This window comes from Paenibacillus chartarius (assembly GCF_042432825.1).
Taxonomy (GTDB): domain Bacteria; phylum Bacillota; class Bacilli; order Paenibacillales; family NBRC-103111; genus Gordoniibacillus; species Gordoniibacillus chartarius.
In genome coordinates, this window is sequence record NZ_JBHLWN010000031.1 from 1 (window position 1) to 22018 (window position 22018).

Consider the following 22018-nt stretch of genomic DNA (forward strand, 5'->3'; position numbering starts at 1 on the left):
ATCCGCTCCTGGATGATCGCCACCGCATTCTTATGCGCTTTCGAAATTCAGGATAATTTATCATTTGGTTGCAGAATTGCAAGTTAATCGATTCTCCACCTGCATCTGTTGCCAACATGATCTGAATGTCTTTTCTAAACTTTTCCACTTCCTCCCGACGCTGATCCATGGAGTAACTGCCAATGATTTTCGCTACATAAGGAACATGCGCGAGCAATCTCCGTTCCAAATACTCAAGCGTATCCTTGGATTCCGTAAAAATGAGAATTTTCTCACCTGATAGGAGTAATCCATTCGCACCAAATAATGTTGACTCCAACTCCAAATATTTCCGTTCGGTATCTGACATACGAACCATTTGAATTTTACGAATAAGACGCGCTAATTCATCGATCTCAAGCTGAAGTTCATCAAGGTCTAAGGCGTCCGTCTCACCTTCAACCAATTGTTCGATAGCTTCGAATTCTTCACTGCTCAGTTCTTCAAACTCCTCAACGGTATCCTGTGTGATTTGATGTTTCTTCAACTCGCCGCACAATACTTGCTCCAGCCTATCTTTACGCCTGACGAGAGAGAGATAAATCGCCTCAATTGATGAAGTGAGACGCCGCTGCAGCAGCATCATAGCAAATGCCGTACTATGATTGTTATTTCTCTTAGCCCGATTAAAATGCTCTCGCACGTATTCTGTAACTTCTTGATAAATCTCCAATTCTTCCGATGACAAATCAAAAGGAAGCGTCTTTGTTGTTCGTTTAGGGAATAATGGAGTGCCATCAAAATTAACCATTGATTCTTTAAGTCTACGGATAACGTATGGATTGCTTTTCTCATACATAGAGTCTCCTGTATTGAGGCTGGAGAACACATCATGATCAATAAGGCTCATCAAATGTCTGAAGTTTTCTTTATCTCCTTTATGGGGAGTTGCCGTAAGAAGCAAACAATGCTCGCTATTACGCAACAACGCCTCTCCAAGCTGATAAAGCTTGGTTCGCTGTACTTTTTTCTTCTTAACACCTTGAGTATATGCAGCCATTTTATGAGCTTCATCAATTATCACTAGATCAAAATTAGCCGTAATGACCAAGTTTTTTACGTCTTCACGCATTGCCCAGTATAGAGAAGCCAGACATTTATCATGTTTTTCAAAGGGATTTCCATCCCCTGAATCTCGGAGTGTAAAACGTGTAATGATCGTGAAGTGTTCGCCAAACTTCTCATTCAGTTCCTCTTGCCACTGTTTAAGGACAAGAGGAGGGACCAGAATAAGAATCCGATCTGCACTTTTTCTTGCGAGCAACTCGCGTATTAACATGCCGGACATAATCGTTTTTCCTGCACCTGGATCATCCGCTAACAAGAAGCGGACTTGACCGTTTTGAAGCATACGGCTGTAAACAGCTTCAATCTGATGCGGGAGCGGAATGATTTTTTTATTCCCCTTTATTCTTGATTTAGAATAGCGTTCTTCGGTTCGTAGCACGTAATATCGCAAATAGTGCAAAAGGCGATGGGGTTCCATCGCCGCTTTCGTTTCTTCTTGTAAGGCTTCCAAAGCTTCTACTTCATGTTTTTCCAGATAGGTCTCATAGTACTGGTTGCTTTGTCTACCCACGGCCTCAATCAGTATCAGAAAATCATCAATAGGTTCACATTTTCTAACTTCAACGATTTCGGCCCAATAAGGGCCTTTAATTTTATCTCCAATTTTTAGCATTCCCATGTTCCTTTCTCTCTTAAAGAAGAAGCTTTCTAGTAAAGTGCCTCGTACATTCGAATAGTGAAGGTTTCCGAACGATATGATTCTGTTTTACCGTCACGTACGGTTTCCATTTTTAATATACAGGTCTCTCCCATTCTGTAATATTTTTCTGCCAGAATGAATTGAACTTGGATATTACGCTGCATCGCTTCTCCCGTTGAATTGAAAGTTTGAATTACCTCATTGGAGATACGTTCATCTCCTTGATAAAATGCCATTCTCAATTGCCGCGGCAAAACGTCAGAAGTTATTTTTTGTTCTTGGTATAATGATACATAAAAACGAACATTCGTAATTACCTTGTCTACCATAGCCACGCTTATACCAACCAGCTCGGCCCTTTCAGTACGACGATAATCAATTAAGGGTACGATAATTTCTTGAGGCATAGCACCGCCATGAATGAATTGCAAACCACCTGATCCAATGAACCGATTTAACCCTTTAGCAATAACAGTCTCGCAAGGAAGTGGAGTATGATCAGGTGGCAGCTTTACTGCCCCTTCTGGTACAGTTAGCTGCTCCCCTACGACAAATCGGCGATTTTTGTCAATAATACTTCCTGTGACAGCATTAACCTTAGAGTCGGCTTCAACTTTATTGTATTGAAACAGGAAACCGTGGTCTGCAGTTATTATGATTCGTTTAGCCTGTAGTCGCGACAACCTCTCTACAGCCTGTTCTAAGGCTGCAATTGTCCGATCCACCGCATCGTATGTTTCTCGTTCCGACTTGGCTGTATCGCCAACAGCATCAATTACATCATGATAGAGATAAATTAATCGTTTTCCTTTCAAACGATCTTCCGCCTCAGTACGAGACCAGTTCATCAAGTCATGCAACGAGTAACAGGCTGCATCTTGATTGTATTTTTTCAAGATGGTTTCACGATTGGACATACCTCTTGTAGAAAGACCATCAGCATAGACTGTTCCGTTGTCATCAATAGTCAATTGCCTATGAGGCAATAAGCTTGCCATGCACAGTTGTGTATAAGAAGGAAGACTTGCCTGCATCGGTGTAATTGCAGCTTCTCCATTAGGTCGGGCGTTCAGTTTACCCGCAAGTTCCTGTCCCACTTCATATCGAAGCGCATCTGAAATAATAACAAAAATCTTTGTTTGTTCTTTGTCTAAGATGGGGCGTATCGTATCTGAAAAAAATCTACGTTGCGGTGGAAAAGCTTTTCCGCCAACTAAGCTTCCGGCAAACAATAATCGATTAACTTGATCCGCTAACCATGTTAAATAAATATTCTCATACCAGTTTGAAAGCTGTTCAACAACCGGTTGAATGGCATCCCGTGCATTCAGTCTCATAAAGGATTGCATCATTTGCCGATAATGCTGGTCAATTTGATAATGTACCTCTACATAGCATCTGAGCATCTCTTCCCATGATTCTGAAACAGTTGAATACCGTTTCCACTGCATACGATACTTAGATAACTCTACAATATGTTGCATTGTTTGGTAGGTTAAGGATGTATCCCCTTTTTGGCCCCAATATGTTTGCATCCTTCTTTGAATTCGTTCCGACCATATGTCTACTTCAGCGGTTTGATTTTGCAGCTCATCTGCAAGCTTTGTAATTATGATTGCATCGATAATTGGTAGCGTTGTTGATTTTTCGTAATTTTCAACAGGGATGGTATGCAGTAAGTTGGCAACAGAATACCGTGTTTCAAAGTCTTTCACGTAATGTTCTAAAATTCGAACTTGGTCAAGTGATTCCCTGAACCAGTCCTCTATAAACAAAGCGCAGATGTTTGGAAGTGATGAAAACCATCCATTATTCGTCCAACCAATATTTTGTGCATTTAGAGACAAGTGCTGATAAATAAAAACATCCATCAACCATTGAAGCTTGTTATTTTCTTGAGGACTAGAAAGTCCAAAATATGAACAAATGATTTCCCAAATTCGATTTATGTAGAACCACTTTGCTAGATTTTTATACGCTTCATTAGAGGATTCATCGAGCCCCGTAAGCAACAAATATCTCGTAAGATCCGAAATTGATGGCGATGGGGAACCTACGCAGACAGCGGCAATTGAAATTTCCAGTCGATTCTGATCTGCTTGAGCCGGTAATAAGCGCTTTAATTTCTGTCTTCGTTCATTACTCCGGAAAAATGCACCATATTGATCGATTAACGGTCGAATCACATAGTCTTCTATCTGCAACTGTTCAGCCAGAGTGGCTACCTCATCTGCTTTAAATTCCGATGCATACAGCAAAATATCAAGTAAATAATTATCATTATCCGAGGGACGTGCGAACGGCGCATACAGAATAAATGATTGATTAGGGTGTTTAATTTCAATATCCACTTTGATACGAAAGAAATTGTCAGGTGTTAAAAGGCAAACTTCAACATCATCTGTTTCAAAGTGGCGGTGGAGCTCATCGAACTCCACCTGTGTATTTGGATCATACCAAAAGACAACCGCACGACCTTTGGCATTTCTTTCAATATCGACCTTATCACGTAAACTTTGAAAAATATCCATTTCAAATCCCCTTACTTTATCTTTGCTAACACACCCTTAAATTTTTCATAATTGACCTTTACCCCGTCATCCAAATCTATTTCGATTTGAGCATTCGCATACTCTGCTAATACCTTATCGAATTCGGTCAATTCTTCAACACGCTTTTGGAAGTCTTCTTTCTTTTTTTCTAAAGTACGTTTCTCTGTCGCAGAAAGTGATGGATTCACGAGACGCTTATCAATTGTCGATACTTCATTCAAATATTTGGCTTGAATGGCTTGCAGGTGCTCAAAACGGATGGTTGCCATTGTATCTGATTGGTAGCGATGCATGTATAATAATGTACGCATGCCTCTATGCTCACCAGAATCTACCAACCAATAGATTGGTCTTCCACTGTAAGTCTTACAATGATCTAAATAAAATTCCTCTAAAAAATATCTGCGTACTCGCTCTTCATGAGTTTCGTTCCTTCTTAGCCCCAATGATTCCGCAATCCATTTTAGGTTTATATCCACTGATTCTTTCCCAAATATAATTGCAATGAATTCATATAATCGATTTATAATGTCATTTTCAAAGTAAGCATTATCTGTAAACAAAATAATCCCATGTTTATTAGGAGCCATTTTTTTATAATGTCCTTGGTTCCAACTACCTCCTGCAAATATCAATCCATTAGTATCAAGCGAATAACGTCCCATTACGCACCCTACAAAGAATGATAAAAAGGACTTTGTATCATATTCTCTATTTGCACGTCGAATTGAAGTGTTATTAACAGATACCTTTGCCTTAAGTTCATTCTCTAGTCCATATAGATTAATAAAAAATTCATTAATTGCTTCTTCATTTGCAATGATTTTATTATTCCTATATTCCGTAATTTTTGCCCATTCATCATAAGCATCAGAAATGAGATTACTATTAGTTTTAGTCAATACGAAGGGATGACTAATAAAATCCCATGAAATTTCACTAGAATCCCAGTCTTCCTTAGACAAACTTATATTTTCATTTACAATTTGGTTTATTTTATCAATTTTGTTTTTATCAGGGTATATGACTGGAACTTTAGCAACATCCCCAACCGTGAAGTTAATAGTCGGAGCTATAGTTTCTAATATTGAATTAACTACTACAGAATTTCCGAGTGCTAGTATATAATTCCTATTTTCTTTGCTAGGGAAACAATTAGGCCCTCCTTGATCAAATAGGGAATTAGGTGAACTGATTCGGAAACTAAAGCTATTAGTGGAAATAACACCATAAGTCAAACTATCCCTAAAATACAATTTTTCATTCCTAATATTTGCTTTCTTAAGTTTGTTTTTTAACTCGAAACCATTATTTTCATAGTTAATAATATCGAGCCTATTCCCATACCATTTTCTAGCCCCCCCACCTTTATCAATTTCAAACCATTTATAATAATCCTTAGAATCACTTTTATTTAACCACACTTTTCGAAAATCAACTTCAAACCACTTTCTAAAAAACTTCCCGCTTTCACCGTTTGTATCGAGACCTTTCTTAGGTGGAGCTGCACTACCAAAAGTATCCTTTGATTCAAAACACTTTTTCAATTTTTCCGAAGCCCAATAAGATATTGGGTGGCCTGTTATATTGGAAAAGCTATCTTGACTTGATACATATTCGCCATGTTTACTTATAAAAGCTTTTTCTTTTTCATCGGCCGTTGAATAATCAGTTAACCTATAATATTTAGCTTTGTAATTAAACAATTTCACTCTCCTAATAATGTAGGAGGTACTTTGGACCACTTCTCCATTAATATCCTCAAATGCATGAGCACCTAAATGTAGCATTGAGATAATAGTATGATCCTGCAACAATTTCTGTCGTAAGCTTTGATAACTACTTAAAAACATCCAAGAATGCTGGTTGATCTGAGCGTGGTATCCACCATTATTTAGAAACTCATTACATCTCTCTATAAAGACTGCAAATAAATCTGACTTTGAATTCGGAAAGATCCCCTTAATATAATTATTAAGTTGATCATTCATTGCCCCAGCCCCCATATAGGGCGGGTTTGTAATGACAACATCATATTTTTCTACAAGCAATTTGGTTTGTCTTAACAAAGATTCAAATTTCGGTAGTTGACATATAGCTTCAACATCAAATAAACTACGAATTCCTTCATCATAAATTTTCTCTATACGTTTCAAGTATTTATCTGAATCTATCTTTTCTGGTACCAATATACTTCCGTAATTTTTTGCATCTTTATAAAAATTTATTAAAATTTTTAACTCTCTCGATTCAGTTTCGTTTACTGATAATAAGCGAACTAAATCATCAACTGACAATTCATTGGATTCTTGAATAGAATATACGTTAATAGTTGGCGGATTTCGAAATATACGTCTTGACTTTTCACGTGCTTTCATTAATAAAGAAAACGCAGATAATTGAGCGGCACGATCATCGATGTCTAGTCCATAGAGATTGTTTTCCAAGATAAGCGTAGGTATTTCGTTTGAAACATAACCACGTTCTTCATATATAGAAAAGAGTATCTCAAACGCATAGACAAGAATATGTCCTGATCCACAAGCAGGATCAATTATTCGGATTTTTTCAGGTTCCAGATTAGTTTGTCTTATCGCATCTAACCGCATCTGCACTTCTTCCGTCTGAGAAACTGGTTCAATATAATATTTCATTTGTTTTTTTAAAATAGATTCTGGATAGGCATTTAACCATTTTGATCCAAGTGAATTTTCTACCATATAACGTACTATCCATTGTGGAGTGAACAACTGAGTCTTAGCTGGGATTTCAAATTTATCGACTCTTTCTCCGTTTTTTACTTTTTTGTCAACCATCGCCTTCGGCTCTATATTATAATATTGATACAACCAACCTATTACCTCTACCTCTGCAAAACTTGAAGTCAATTCATCATTCTGTACAAGCTTATTTATAATGGATTCGCTGTCCAACAAAAAATCAGGCAACAATAATTCAGTGTAATCATCAATCTTCTCAAATAAAAACGGTAAAACAGGTTGCAAAGCGTTACATTGTGCAATAAAGAGTTTACGATATGCTTCTTCATAATTCCCATGATCTATAATGTCTCGGATATGCACTTTGTCTACTGCCAATTCCATGGACTGATAATGCAGCAAAATATCCGGTTCGACTTTTCCAGTACTACTGGAGAGAATGTTAACACGTTCTGGTAAATAATCGTGTACTTCCATATAGCGTATAGCAATAATGCGGTTAAACCAAGTATAAGCTGCTTCCTCAATAAGTTGTTCGTAACCCTTCGATTCATATTGACGTTTTAACGATTCAAATGCATTCCTCATAGTGGAAGGATACTGTTTACCGTTAACGATCAATTGCTCCCCATTTGTTACAATGGATATGTTGCTCTTCTTATCCATCCCAAAGCCTTTAGCACGAAGAGCTACTTTCTCAAGCAGCTCTCTGCGTGCATAAGTAGCAAATGATTTCAATTCAGATTTATTCATAAAAATAAACTCTCCCTATTCTGTCATGTGCAGCGTGTTTTCCTGAAGTTGCTTCATTAATGTTTCACGCAAACTGCGCAGTGCTTCATCCAGCTCATCCAAGGTCTCAATTTTTGTCTTCTTTTGGAAGAAGAAATGATAAAGCTCTTTCTCAGAAATGTATTTAATCTTCTTCTCGCGCAAAGCAAGAGGCTTTGAATTACCCTCTTTGTACTTCTCCTTCTCTCGGGATTTCTGCTCAACTTCCATTCGTCGCGCTTCATCATTCATCTTTTTAGAGCACTCTGAAATTTCTTGTTGTAAAGCACGCATAGCAAGCAATGAGGTCTCGATCGAAATACGATGCTTTAACTGATCATGCTCTGCTATTTGCATTCTTATCATATTTGCTACAGATTCATTATTACGATAGTAATCTAACAAACTATTATTTTGAGTTTCCAGCACCTTAACCTGATTGAGAATCTCTTCCCGCTTCTGCAATACATATTTATCTATAGCTTTCGTTAATTGATCTTTAAGTTCGGGTAATTGCGGGATAAGAGAATAAGGCTTCGGATTTGACAATATATCCGTAATCCTTCTTCGGTATCCGAGAATTTCCTCACTATTCATTAAGGCAAAATCCCGGTCATATTTGCGTAATAACGCAACCGCTCCATCAAAGTATTCAATTGGTTTCTTTTTATAAAATGAATTCAGCCTGCCCAACTCTTCAAGCCACTCATCGAAATCGTCTACCGCTTGAATGAACTGGTTAACTTTTTCTTCTGCATCTAAAATTTGAATGATCCGGAAAACACCAGTCGTAATTCGACTGATTTCAGTATCACCCGGGTAAGGGTAATCGTTTGATTGTTTCCTTCGTTCTTTAATATCGTCAAGAGGGTCTTGAAATACAGATTTTAACGTCTCGTTAATTGCCGCGGCCATCTCTTCATAACTTTCACCTACCTGATGACGACCGAACAACTCCCGGAAAATAGACAGGCAGTCCCTACGAACTTTCGGGTCAACTTCTCCGACTGGTATGACAAGAATGCGATCGCGCTCTTGCAGTTTTGAAAATCGTTCGAAAAATTGCGGATGCTCCGGTATAAAGGCTTCGCGGGCATATGTAAACTTCACCTTTCCCTCGCTAAACAATGCAAAAAGAAGACCAATAATATCGCGATCATTCCAGCCATAAGGAGCAGTGCTATACTTTTCGATTAACGATTTTAAAGGTACATTTTCGTTCAAACGAAAAGCTTCTTCCATACGCATCTTAATCTCATCATAAGCATGTTGATTTTGTACTCCATCCGTCGTCAGTAATAGTCCGTCTTGGGCTAAGCGTTTCCATTCATTACGCTCATCCTTAAGGTTAATTGGTTCATTCACATAGCCGAGTTTGCTATATGTGCTGCGAACAAGCATTTCCATAGCAGAATTTACTTTATTTTCAAATGAGCCACTGAATGTACGTTCTTGGCCTTGAATAAAGAACTTAGCGAGGTCGCAAGCACGTTCTAAAAGACGTTCAGCTTTTTTCTCGAAATCTGTAATTTGCGATTGTTTCGCTTCGTAAATTTTTATTTGATTTTGTGTAGAATTAGGCCCTTTTTTACGCCTTACGTAGGTCTGCACTTGCTGTACGTAACGAACAGCACTTTCGGCTTCAGCAATCAACTCCGGATCCAGACAGAGAACCAGTCTACCTGAATTGGCTTCCAGTGATGCTTCTGCGTCGCTTATGTTCACACTGTATACTTGCATCGTTAAAGGGTTTGTCATCTGGCCATGGATATAATTATCGTAACGTTTATTAAAACTAAATGAAGTATTTTTGTTGTAATCAAACTTCGGTTTTGCATACATTCTTTCATAAAAGAGTTTCCCTAGGTGTTCCCTAACTGCAGTCTCGTTGACTGACTCATTACGAATTTCCCGATTGATTTCCTGCTCTTCATCCGATAAGAATGTGTATGTCTGATCTGCGTTTTGCTCGATTAACATGGCTTGCTGCAAACGGGAAAGCGATTCTTTTACTCGATATTCAAGCGGAGAACGTTCCGTATCAACGGTTGGCATTAATAAGGTGGCTACATTGGTCGCCGTAGACTTTATCACATCGATCCCTTTAATCATATAGAGTACTTTTAATACATCGACATCAAACATCTCTAGGCCTTCATGGTTACGAGCTCGATCTTCTGCTTTTGCGATGGTACTTGTAATTGAGCCTTCAAGGAAATTTCGAATCGATGGATAGAATTCGGCCATTGTGACCAGATTGGTTATATCTTCATCAGCATTCAATTGACAAGCTTCTTGAAATGCCTTTAACAAGGAGCGTTCACCATGGGCCAGGTGCGCCCCACCTTCCCCTTGTGTACGTATTTTGTTAAATACTTCTTTTAGCAGTTCCACTTGATATGGAATGAAGGGATACAGTTCCACAAATTCTTGTGATGTACGGTAAGCATGTCGAAGCTGAGTCGAGTTCGGTTCAAAGGAGAGACGGTTCCGAATCATTTGTTCTTCTTGATCGTAACGCACCTCAAGACTATTTGCTGCAACATCCGTTTTTTCCAGAATGCGCCGTTTGATAACTTCATCTGTGTTGGAGCTCGATAAGTTAATACGGGTTGCAAACCGCCCTTGAATTTTTGAAAAATCGGTTGTGCTATGAAGAGTAGTTACAGACTCGATTTTCTCCTGTGAGGTAACGAAGACCCATGCTTGACCTCGGCAACGATTGCCAATATCCTCGACAACCGTTTGCAAATTCAACATTAATGCAGAATCCGTTCCAATATATTGACCTACCTCATCAACAAGGAAGATAAGCCGATATTCCGGTCCACGCGCTTGACAATACTCTGCAATTAACTGCGAAAGTTTCTCGGATGTCATTTCGAATGATTCTTTCCCGGTATCCAGCAGTTTTCTTGCACTTTCTTCATCAATTCCAATATTAACGAGCGATTGAATAATAACTTTCTGCTTCAAACGAAATTTAACACGTATCTCCTCCCACGGAGAACCCGAGCATTTTTCAATTTCGCGTTTAAATTCTTCATATTTCCCTTCACTATCAATCTGTCTTTCAATTTCTGCAACCCAAAGTGTATCGGAGTAGCCAAGATGGCCATTAAAAACTCGTAAAAATACTTCAACTATTCTTTCTTTATCAGTAGAGTTTGCGGACGATTTAGAATCAATGTTAAACAGAATGGCATCGCTAGGTTTCGCCGCGGCAAAATGCATCATATCCAGTAACTCAATGTCAGAAGTTTTTTCAGTAAAATAATCAACTGGACGACGTCCGGCTACTTCTTTGTTATCCAACAAGTATGATAGTATTTTCAGAAAGTGTGATTTACCTGAACCAAAGAAACCGGAAATCCAAACACCAATATTCGTACTTGGCTGGTTATAAACGGCTAAATAATTTTTATAAAAGGTTTTGAGATAATATGTACCTTCCTCCGTCATGACATATTCATCAAGTTCGTTTTTTATAGTATCAAGGTCGACTTGTCCAGCCTGAACAACCCCGTTAATATTGCGAAATATATCCTTTTTAAATATTTGAGCGATTTTCATTGTTTATTCTCATCTCCCATTACTAAGAAATTCTCGATAACTGGTATTGATCTTCATTCGTTATTCGGTTAAATAAACGAAGCTGCAGACCCGTAAAGTACCCTGGATAAAAGAGAACGATAGGTCTTCGATATGCATTATTAGCTAGCAACTTCAGCAACTGACTGGAGCGAATAAAAGGAAAAGCCGATCCTACCCCCGTTATAAAAACAAGTTCGGCGTCCTGCACTCGATCCATAAATGCATTAATCAACGTTTGCTGATGATCAAGTACGGTCTCTGTTGCCTCAATTAGTCCTTCGTACCCTTCTTCGTCTCCTAGTTCAATTAAGTCATCAATTTCGTCTTCGAATAATTGAAGGAAGAGTTCGAACAGATTTACGTTACAGATTTTCAAGCTGGATTGAGCAACTAATCGTTTTACGAACGAACGCACTTCCAGTTCGTCTTCTGCTGGATAGTCAAAGACAAAGTGGGGGATCTCACTTCCTATTCCTCTCGGTGTCGTGAAGCCAGGTTCGTGGATTCGACCCTCCAATTTGCAAAGACGTTCATAAGTTGTGGCCAAGCAATTCACCTACCTTAATGTCGTCAGCTTATATAGTAACGGGTATTTTTCTTCGACATATTGCTTCAATTCCAAACTAATGTGAAGTGGGTTTACTTGATATTCGCCATTTCCGATATCGACAAAAAGTCCACATTCTCTAAAAAACATCGTGATGGATTGTCGCATCCTCTTTTTGGTTTGTGGAGTCCAGTTTTTCACTTCATTCGACTCCGATTCTTTACGTTCGAAAAAATAATCCAAATCGCTCATTCGGATTACTGTTTTGCCCTCATTGTAGTTATACAAAACAGATTCTATAAAGAATTCATAAGGGAAACGATACGTAACCAGATAGCTGTACAAGATTAACGCATTTTCATCATAACGGGTACCGTGTAAATAAGCATGAAGTAGAGTCTTATCAAATGTCTTTATACGCTGATTCACTTTTTGTAATCGTTCTTTAATTCCTGATTCACTTTGCAGGTGAAATGGATTATGTTCGATCAGATAATCTAGTATTTCACTGTGAGAGAGACCTTGATTCTTCAAACGCAAAACTTCTCTTATTTCTTGCCTAAATAATCCTGCACCGGTAAAACCAGCCGCGTATTGTTTCATTCATATATCTTCCTTGCCTTATTTTTTATAGTTCGAAAGGTTCAAGCTAATCTAAGTTTGAATATGTTAATTAATTCGACAGAGACGTACAATTCACCTTCTTAACTAATTATACGATGGTTAAGTGCCATTATTATGTCAGCGAATACATGTTCTAATCCCAAAAAATTCAGTACTACATGGAGGAAATAAATGGAGGAAATAAGTACTTTTATATCGAAATATTAGGAAATGCGTTATGGGAAAATTTTTAATCTGTACTATCTTGAATTCAAGGAGTTGAATATTTTTTGCTAATCCGTTATATACGTGTTACAAATTTCAGAGGTATAGACCATTTCGAAGCAGTAATGAACAAAAACTTGTTATCTATTGTAGGTCAAAACGATGTAGGTAAATCGTCTGTTTTACGCGCAATATGTATCTTCTTGGATAAGGAAAAAATGCTTATTGAAGATTTCCCGAACGATGAACCAACTAAGCAGTGCAAAATTGAAATACATTTTGAATCCACAACAGTTACCGACGTTTCAGATGATAATAGCCTTATAAAATTAAAGCGGACTTTCGAGGTTCAAAATGGAAGAATCGCAAGCAAACAATTTATTTATAAGCAACTTTCCCTCCCGAGCGAGGAGGAGCTAAATGACTACAAAATTCTCAAGCAGGTCGCTAAGACCTTAGGAATTGAAGTTCCATCTAGAAAACCAAGTGAATCCGATATTACTCAAATTAAAGAAACTGTGATAAACAAAGGAAATCAGCACTTATCATTTGATTGGTATGAAGATGATTGGGGAGATATTGGAGATCGATTGCCCGAAGTTATATTCATACCGGCATCACAAGATCACCTTTCTGAACAAAAGATGACCAGTGATTCATCTTTATTTGGACGACTGTTTCGTGTAGGTTTGCGAAAATGGTTAAATGCCGATCCAGAAAGCAAAGATGCGATAAGCACTGTTAACCAGCGTATCGAACATATCAATAAAATATTTATTGATAAAGTCGAAGAGAAACTAAAAGAACAATTGCCCTTAGCTGAAAATCTAAATCAAAAAATTGACCCTCTTGATGTCAGCAAAGGTTTCTCATTTACAATGACCGTAAAAGATGCTCAAGGTATTGAAACAGCTTTAAACCACCGCGGTAGCGGTTTGCAGCGTTCAGTTTTGGTAGCTGTTATAAGGGCTCAAACGGAAATAAATAAAATGATTGAAGAACTCGCTTCAGGTTCTAACACTGACGAAACCACTTACGTACGGCCAACATTATACATTTTTGAAGAACCAGAAGCTTTCCTACATCTCTCAGCTCAAAAAGAACTCTTTTATTCTTTGAAGGACCTTGCTGATGCCGGAAATCAAATTATTATAACGACGCACTCTACACTATTTATTGATGAGTCCAATCGGGATGACATTGTACTATTGACACGAAGCAATGGACATACGACTTCACTTCAGCATCTCCCCGATGAAGATATTAGGGAGCACCTTGGTGAACGAATCAAAATAAGCGAGCTATTAACTGGAAAAGTGTGCTGTTTGGTCGAAGGCATATCGGACAAGCATGCGTTTGAGAGTTGGGCTGATAGGCTTGGGCTTAACTATAAACGTGATGGGGTTCATTTTATTTCAATGGATGGATGCAGACAATTAGACTATTATGCGAACGTAAAAATCCTGCTCGATTTCAATGTACCGTTCCGAATTATCTTAGATAGGGACTCCCATGGAGAAACACAGCCAGAAGCCAGAAAGAAGGAACTGGAGCAAAAGTACCCCAAACTTAGAAATGGATACATAAAAATTCTTACCAAGGGTGAGTTAGAAAACTATTTTTGTTTAGATACAGTTGCCTCCGTACTAAAAATAGAAAGACATATGATAAATGATACTGATTATATTACTGATCCAAAAAAAGCTTTAAGAGAAGCTACACAAATTGCCATCGCGCAGGGATTGACCGCAAGAAGATATCGCGAAGGTGAGCACAGTCGAGAAATAAGCAGTAAAATGCCGTTAGAAAAATTGGATGATGAAATAAAAGGAATTATCATGGAATTAGCTGAGTTATCAGGGAACAACAATCGTATTCTAGAACATTTCAGAACCGCGATTGCCGAAGCGGCAGCAAATTAGTCATAGTAAGAGGAGCCTTTCATGGTTTAAGGCTCCTCCCCCAATCTCACGAGTTACAAGTTCAAATTCAAAGTTATCGGCACAAACTTCTGCAAACTGGAAAAATACAAACCAGCTTCCTTCACCCGATAACCAAACGTCCCCGACCAAGCTTTCGCGTAAGCTTGCACCTGTGGCGCGTAAAACTGAACAAACTGCTGCAGCTTGCCCTCATCAAGTTGATCCGTCTTGAAGTCGACAGTCACCCAGCCGTCCTCTTCTTCAAATGCAAAATCTACGACGCCCTTTATCAGGATGTAATGGTTGTTGGAATGACGTTCAGATGCTGAAGATGCTGTTTCCGAAATCGTCTCATCATTTGTTGTTGGCTCCATTGCCACTTGATTGCGCTCTACAATTATCATCGGGATTTCAAACAACCTCTGTTTCGCTCGCAGACTCCGCTGCCAAAGTTCACTCGCCAGTATCTCTTGCAGCATGGTTAGAGCATCCGCTACATCTTGGTCTGCAACCCCTTCGCTCTGGCAGAGGTATTGAACGTATTCCTGAAGTTCGCTCAAGGCTAATCCTTTTCCGACCGCCTCAAGTCCCTTATGAATCACGCTGCCGAAAGATGGGCCCCTTCCCGTGGCTGACCATTCAGGCACGTCGCCAATACTCTTCGTAAGCCCGGTAACCGATGCCTCCGCATAAGTCGATTGACGAAGGTGGTTGAATATTTCTTCTCTCCGAGCTAAATAAGCATCCAGATCCACTGACGGCGCTTTGGGTTCGGATAATATAGTTGAAAATGTCCGAGATATAATGTCGATATCACGCTGTTTGTCTTTCTCATCCGACTCAGGAACATCCAATTCACGTATGAGCTCCATCCCGTCCATGAGCGAACTCCATGGGCATTTCGCAGGTTGATCCGGATAGAGACTGACGACTAGCATTTGTTTGGCCCTCGTCGCCGCGACATAGAGAAGCCGATCCCGCTCCGCATTCATGAATGCACGCTCCCGCACACTCATCATTTCCCAGTCTACAGGTTGCGCTATCGTTTCTTTCTGAAATCCTCTAGCCTGCTGGATAAGGAAATAACCGAAAGCCCCTGCCTCTGTACGATCAATAAACTGCTCTGCATCATAATCCTTTTCTCCGCAAGGACAAGCCAGAAACACGACAGGCGCTTCGAGCCCTTTAGCTTTATGCACGTTCATGATCCGTACCGCTTGCCCTTTGCCTGCGTACAGGCTGGCGGTTTCAATGCCTTTATTTTGCCGAATTGCAGAGATAGCGTCCGCCAATGCATGCCAATCAGATGCGAGCATAGCGTCACGCTGCAGTGTCTCCATCACCTTCAGCAAGGTCCCCGACCGATTCGCCCCCGCTTCCTGTACGGCGGAATAAGGCAGGAGGCTGGTATCCTCTATGATTCGATACAAAGCCGCCCATGCGGGTAATTCTTTCACCCATCCGGCATATTCCCGCAATTTCCAACATGCAGCCACAACACGACTTATCGTTCCTGCGCACTCCCCAGGCTCTGGCAACCGATAGATGGACCAAGCATGCCCCAAAGCCCGGTACTGCATCAACTCAGAGTCGCTAATGCCGAACAGTGGGCCTCGCAGTACACTCAGCATCGCCACTTGATCGGAAGGATCGGCTAGGTAAAGAACCAACTGTCCCAGCGTATGAAGCTCGGGATATAGAGCGGAGCTTCCTACAGTTTCCGCTGCAACACCCCTTTTCTCCAGCTCTTCCGCGTACAGATGCAGATAGTGCCTTGTTCTTGTCAAAATCAGAAAATCGCTCGGACGGGCGTCTCTAACGACCCAAGCCGCACCGCTTCGCTCCTGAATTTGCAAATTTCCGTCACGGCAAGCCCATGAGATGTATGCGGCGATACGCAGTGCGTCAACCGCCGCCACCTCATCCTTGCCACCTGGTATCTTCGGATACGTAAGCGCATAAATCCCATGGTACGCTTGCTTGTTCGCCTTGGGATTCGGCGTATTCGTTTCCATCTTTACATAAGCGGCTTGAACATCGGTTTCCCGGACAGGAAGTTTCCCGACAAATTGCCCGTTCACAAAAGCGCCGATCGAATCGACGGATCGGAAATTGCTGGTCAAGTGAAGCACATCCCCGCATGCCTGAATCCGCGATTTGACCTCGTTATAGATCGAAATATCCGCGCGGCGGAAGCGGTAGATGGATTGTTTCGGATCGCCCACGACGAACAAGGAGCCCGGTCTTGGCGTAAGCTTCCGCCAATTCCGTTCGTTCGGGGCATCCCCGGTTCCGGTCAAGAGAAACATCATTTCCGCTTGGACCGGATCGGTATCCTGAAACTCATCGACCATCAGCCTTTGATATCGGCCCGCAAAATAACGGCGAACCTCAGGGTAATCACGCAGCAATCGGCTTGCATGCAGCAGCAGATCCTGAAAATTCAGTTTTCCTGCTTGCAAACGCCGCTCTCTGCAATAATCCAGGACGGGCAAGACAAACTGGATGACTATCGGATATAGGTATTCCCGCCACGATTGAAGGAAGGGGAACAAGACGGTGATTTGCCAATCATGAAATTGTTCACCAATTGCCTTGGCCTGTTTCTTATCCGGCCAGCGATTTTGCGTCACATCCAGTTTGGCGTCAAACAATTGCGCGAGCGTCAGCATGTGCATATCGTCTTGCATATCAAATAAACGCAGCATCTGACTTGCTGAACGCAGCTTGGTCTGCAGCTTATCCCATCCTTTTTCCGGCTCGGACGTCGGAACAAACTTTATGGCTTCCTCGATCATCGGAAGGAGGGAAAGGCGGATCAGGTCGAAATCAGGACGGTTAACCGGTTCGTAAGGAATATGGACGTCCGTAAAAATCGATATCCGATCATAGACATCCTTAAGTGTGCTGACGTCGATGTTCAGTTCGGCAAAGGATGGAAGGATCCGGCTATCCTCCTCTTGCAACCGAACGAGATATTCGTCCCAGCATTGATCGTGAAACGCACGATTCAGCTCGTCATCCATCTCTTCGAAAGAAGGATCCAGCCCGGCTTCAATCGGACGTTCGCGAAGAAGCGAGGAACAGAAGGAGTGGATCGTTCCGATGAAGATTTGATCCAGATTGGCCAATGCTTCTTCCATACGCTTTCTGGATTCACAGGCGGAATCCGCCGCTTTACGTTCCAAAGCGATACGAAAACGCTCCTTCATTTCATCCGCCGCTTTATTCGTAAATGTTATCGCCGCGATATGCTCAATTTTCGCCGTTCCGGTCTCAATTAACGCCAGCAATCTACCTACCAAGCTGGTTGTTTTTCCGGAACCCGCACCAGCTTCCACCAAAAAAGTCGTGTCTAGCTCCTCCAGGATTCTCGTTCTGGCGTGTTGATCTGATCGTTCATTCAATGTACTCCACCTCCAGCAACGTACGCAGCAACTCCCTATTCGATTCTTCGTTTCTTTTTTCGGCCATTTGCTGTGCGTGATCTCCGCATACGGCCGCATAGTCGCAATACCGACAGGTTCCGGGATCTGCGGTAGGAATAAACAATCCCTGCTCCATCGAATGAAGAATCCCTTGGATCACCTCAGTGACTCTATGGCGTTCGGTTTGTGACCGCAAAACCACTTGCCCGCGCCCCCGTTCACTTGGGAAGACATAGGCCGATTCCAGCACAGTCGCTTCCCTATCCACTCCCGTTTGCCGCATCCAAAGCTCTGTACCGATGGCGTACAACGCGTGTTGAAGCTGTGTGCCGCCAGCGAACATGCCATTCTCCTTATAAGGGCGAGGGCTGCCGGTCTTGTAATCGATAATCCGATACTGGTGAGGGGCGACTTGATCAATCCGATCTACAATACCGCGCAATTGAATTGTCATTTCATCGTTTAAATTAAGATGCAGCGGCAAGCCGTCTACGATCAGTTCTTGTTCAAAAAACCGTGGAGTTGACTTTACCTGCGCCTCCATTCGATAGAACACCTCGACATCCCGTACGATCGACTTTCGCTCTTTCTCAAATACATGCGGGCTCGGTGCCGGAATCCGCTCGGCATACGCGAGAATCGTCTCCTCCGTGATGCGAAGCAGCAGCGCATGGTCATGCACAATAGGCGACGGATTTCTTGCACTTACTTCAGTCATATAACGCCGGAAAACCTCATGCAGCAGCGAGCCCCTTTCATTCGGCTTCAGCCAGGAGGAACGATCGAATACCACCTGATCTTTAACACGGATTCTCAATACATATTGAAAAAAATAACGCATCGGGCATTCCGCATACTTCTCCAGTTGACTTGCACTGAGCGCCTGATCCGATTGTTTCTTCCAATAATCGGACCACACATCCCCCGCAATATATCCATCAAATTCGGTTATTTGAATGCTGCCGCGTGCTTCGAGCGCATTCCTTCCATGACGAAGCGCAGGATAGACCGATTCGACGAGAGATTGCAGGTCCGAAAAACCGCCATTCTTGGCATGCAAAAGCTGGAAGATGTAATGAGTGCCATCGACTGCCGGTTCATTCTGTTCGGCAGTGGACTGCTGTCCCGCCCCCAAATACCCGACCGGTTCCCCTAAGCTTCGGTAAAGCATCTCATAGTCTGCATTCGGATCCCCGGATACTCTGCGGTATAGCTGCAGAAGCTGAAATGCCGGGCTTGACGTCGTTCCGTCCGCCAAATCATAAGACGAGAAACTAAGGGTGACGCTGCCATCAATCATCCCAAGCCGCACATCCCGCTGACGCTGCCGCTCCCGCTTCTTTTCCGCGGCGGATTGAAGACCGGAACCGATTCGTCTGCACTCTTCGTCGAGTAACATGGGATTTTGCTGAACACTGCCGGACCACGAATGTTCATCCATCCCGAGAAGAAACGTATATTTTCTCCCGCTGACACCGCCGTTCGCCATACCCGATATATACAGGAAGCCAGGCTTTGGAAGCGGCTGCACCCCGACTCTTATATCCTGCAGCATATCTCGTGTATACGGCAGCGCTTGTTCCAACAACATCGGCGAAGGGACAGGACATTCCTTCAACTCCTGCAGCATCCCTTTCATCTCTTGCAGGACCAACGCGTCTTCTTCCGTTCTACATATGCCAAATTGATCTAGTACCTGAACTAACCAACCCAATATCCCTGCCGGAGATGAAATCGCCGATTCGTGAGGAAAAAATCCCCTTATGATGTTCGTAAGATGCTGCTTTATTTTGTATTCCTGCTGCTGTTCTTCTGTCCTCTCCCGTCCATTGCGGGTTTCATCCGATTGCTCTTCGAGCAAAACACGATTCGGATCAAGAAGTTTTACATATCGCTCTTTTCCCCAGCCGATTCCGCTTCTCTCCAGAGTTCGGATACAATCCATATTCGATATATCCTCTTCACGATCCGAGAAAGAGAGAAGCTGCTGCTGAAGCATCGACACCAATAACTGAGACTGATAACCGGATTCCAGCCAATTAAGCAGCGAATGAGCGGCTCTTCCCATTCTAGATGTTTCAAAAGCAAGCCCTTCCGCAAATGAACAAGGAAGATTCATGGAGGCGCACAGTGTCGAGATGGCAAGCGCATATTCGGCATCCGAAACGATCATTTCCACTTCATCCAGCGGAATCCGAGCGGAAATGATGCGTCTTAGCGCTTCACGAACTTCCGCCAGCTTGCCAGTGGCATGAAACATATGTACATCATGCAGGGAAAGCGTTGACTGTTCGGCAAAAAAGAAAGGATCCACTTGGATTCGTGTGATCCGTCCATTCGATAACCGTTCTACCATACGAGCGGAAACCGGGCTCAGCAGCATGGGATCAGGCATCAGCAGTTCGACGTTTTCGGGCAATGCGGCTGTTATATACGGCATCAGGCCGGGGAAATCCGTCCAGTTTCGTCGCTCTAGCCAACGCTCATAGGCGGACAGCAAGTTTCGTACGTAGCTCCCTTTTTCCCGGCTCAAAAAATGATCGTCTCTAAGTTCCTCTGATCTAACCCCCGCATGACGTAAATCCATTATGGACTGATGAACGTGCATCACGATGCCAGGCTTTACTTGGTCCATGGAAATGTAGGCATCCGGTGCGGCAGCCATTTGTTCCATAAAATGATGAATCATCCAGAAAGAACGCTGCTCACTGATTAAGGTAATCTCTTGTTTATATAACGAAAACTGCACATGGCCTTTCACGAATGATTGGACGGTCTGTACCTCTACATTCGTAACCGGCCCTATTTCTCGGCAAATTCGCATCAGCCAAGATTGTCCTTCTGTGAAGGAAGGGGCTAAAACGATCTTACGACGAAAAGGTTCTTCCATGATCGCCTGATACAAACGGTTCAGAAACGTGCCTTCCAAAACGGACACCTTCCTTTCACATTACTTTTCGTACAGCTTTCCCCAACGCGCCAACTGCTCCTTGAACGTTTCTCTGATAGATACAGGTTCCAATATTTCTGCTGAAGGGCCATACTGAACGACCCAATTCATAAACTCTCGTTCGTGGTTGACGGTGACCTCGAATAATAAACTTCCGTCAGGCAAATCTGTCATTTTCGGTCTTACGAACAACTCCTCTTCTTTCACATAGCGGGCTACATCCGCATGGAACCTGATCTTAAAGGTGATCAAGGAATCCCCGCGTTCAATCGACCAGGTGTGCTTCATGTACTGCGCGATGTTAAAATCGCCCTTATCGAAATTGCTTCCCGTCATCTCTACATGGCGAAAACGGCTTAAACGAAACGTGCGAATTTCCTGTTTGACATGACAATATCCGATTAAATAAAATCGTTGATCGCGAGGCACCAGATAGTACGGGTCTATTTCGCGTTCCGTCAATTCATTTCGACTCTGTGTATGATAAACCGTTCGGAGCGTCTTCTTCGCTATCATAGCTTCCATAATTGGGAGCAAGAAGTTCGTACTGTTTTCCCGATAAGCCGGCGTACCCATTTGGATCATATCCGCGACATTTTCCAATGTATCGTAACGCTTCCTGGTTTCTTTCACATGAGTAGCCATCACTTTGTCGTAGGCGGAATCAAAACCCGGCGGCAATTTGCTTGTGTCCAGCACGGAGGGAAGGACAGAAAACACCAACGCTTCCTGTTCGGTGAAATTCAACGGATACATCGCAAAATTCCCGACAAAACGGTACCCCTTCCCATATCCTTCATTCGTGATGGGTGCGATCAGATCCAATATCCTTAAATCTCTGTAAATCGTTCGTTCGGTCGTCTCGCATTTAGCCGCCAGCTCCTTGGCCGATATTCCTGGATTCGCTTGGATAGCCAGAAGCATTTTAAATAGCCGTATCATTTTATCCGTCATGCTCG

Annotated in this window: 10 protein-coding genes; 1 reads left to right on the forward strand and 9 read right to left on the reverse strand. The window is 42.1% G+C overall.

Going from position 1 to position 22018, the window contains the following annotated elements:
* The 6 genes from ACFFK0_RS08110 to ACFFK0_RS08135 all read right to left on the reverse strand — a co-directional run.
* The coding region (locus ACFFK0_RS08110) for a DEAD/DEAH box helicase (protein ID WP_377469945.1) at positions 1-1720 on the reverse strand (1720 nt) is incomplete at its 3' end.
* 35 nt (positions 1721-1755) lie between these two features.
* Complete coding sequence (gene pglZ, locus ACFFK0_RS08115) at positions 1756-4278, reverse strand: BREX-1 system phosphatase PglZ type A (protein ID WP_377469584.1); 2523 nt, start codon at positions 4276-4278, stop codon at positions 1756-1758.
* 11 nt (positions 4279-4289) lie between these two features.
* A complete protein-coding gene (pglX, locus tag ACFFK0_RS08120; protein WP_377469585.1) occupies positions 4290-7772 on the reverse strand; it encodes a BREX-1 system adenine-specific DNA-methyltransferase PglX in 3483 nt (1160 codons plus the stop codon).
* A gap of 15 nt (positions 7773-7787) precedes the next feature.
* A complete protein-coding gene (brxC, locus tag ACFFK0_RS08125; protein ID WP_377469586.1) occupies positions 7788-11363 on the reverse strand; it encodes a BREX system P-loop protein BrxC in 3576 nt (1191 codons plus the stop codon).
* Between the two features lie 22 nt (positions 11364-11385).
* Entirely contained in the window at positions 11386-11931 is a 546-nt protein-coding gene (locus ACFFK0_RS08130) for a DUF1788 domain-containing protein (RefSeq protein WP_377469587.1), read from the reverse strand.
* Between the two features lie 9 nt (positions 11932-11940).
* Entirely contained in the window at positions 11941-12534 is a 594-nt protein-coding gene (locus tag ACFFK0_RS08135; protein ID WP_377469588.1) for a DUF1819 family protein, read from the reverse strand.
* Positions 12535-12824: 290 nt separating this feature from the next.
* On the opposite strand from ACFFK0_RS08135, the gene ACFFK0_RS08140 reads away from it, so the two are divergent.
* Entirely contained in the window at positions 12825-14681 is a 1857-nt protein-coding gene (locus ACFFK0_RS08140; protein WP_377469589.1) for an ATP-dependent nuclease, read from the forward strand.
* 53 nt (positions 14682-14734) lie between these two features.
* Here the strand turns inward: ACFFK0_RS08140 and ACFFK0_RS08145 are convergent, their stop codons facing one another.
* From ACFFK0_RS08145 to ACFFK0_RS08155, 3 genes are read right to left on the reverse strand one after another with little or no spacing between them, the layout of a single operon-like run.
* A complete protein-coding gene (locus tag ACFFK0_RS08145; protein ID WP_377469591.1) occupies positions 14735-18088 on the reverse strand; it encodes a UvrD-helicase domain-containing protein in 3354 nt (1117 codons plus the stop codon).
* Positions 18081-21038 carry a PD-(D/E)XK nuclease family protein gene (locus ACFFK0_RS08150; RefSeq protein WP_377469592.1) on the reverse strand — a complete coding sequence of 986 codons (2958 nt, stop codon included), beginning with the start codon at positions 21036-21038 and terminating at the stop codon, positions 18081-18083. The genes ACFFK0_RS08145 and ACFFK0_RS08150 overlap by 8 nt, the downstream gene beginning before the upstream one ends.
* A 21-nt stretch (positions 21039-21059) precedes the next feature.
* Positions 21060-22013, reverse strand: coding sequence for a helix-turn-helix transcriptional regulator (locus ACFFK0_RS08155; RefSeq protein ID WP_377469593.1), 954 nt, complete (start codon positions 22011-22013; stop codon positions 21060-21062).
* Positions 22014-22018 lie beyond the last annotated feature (5 nt).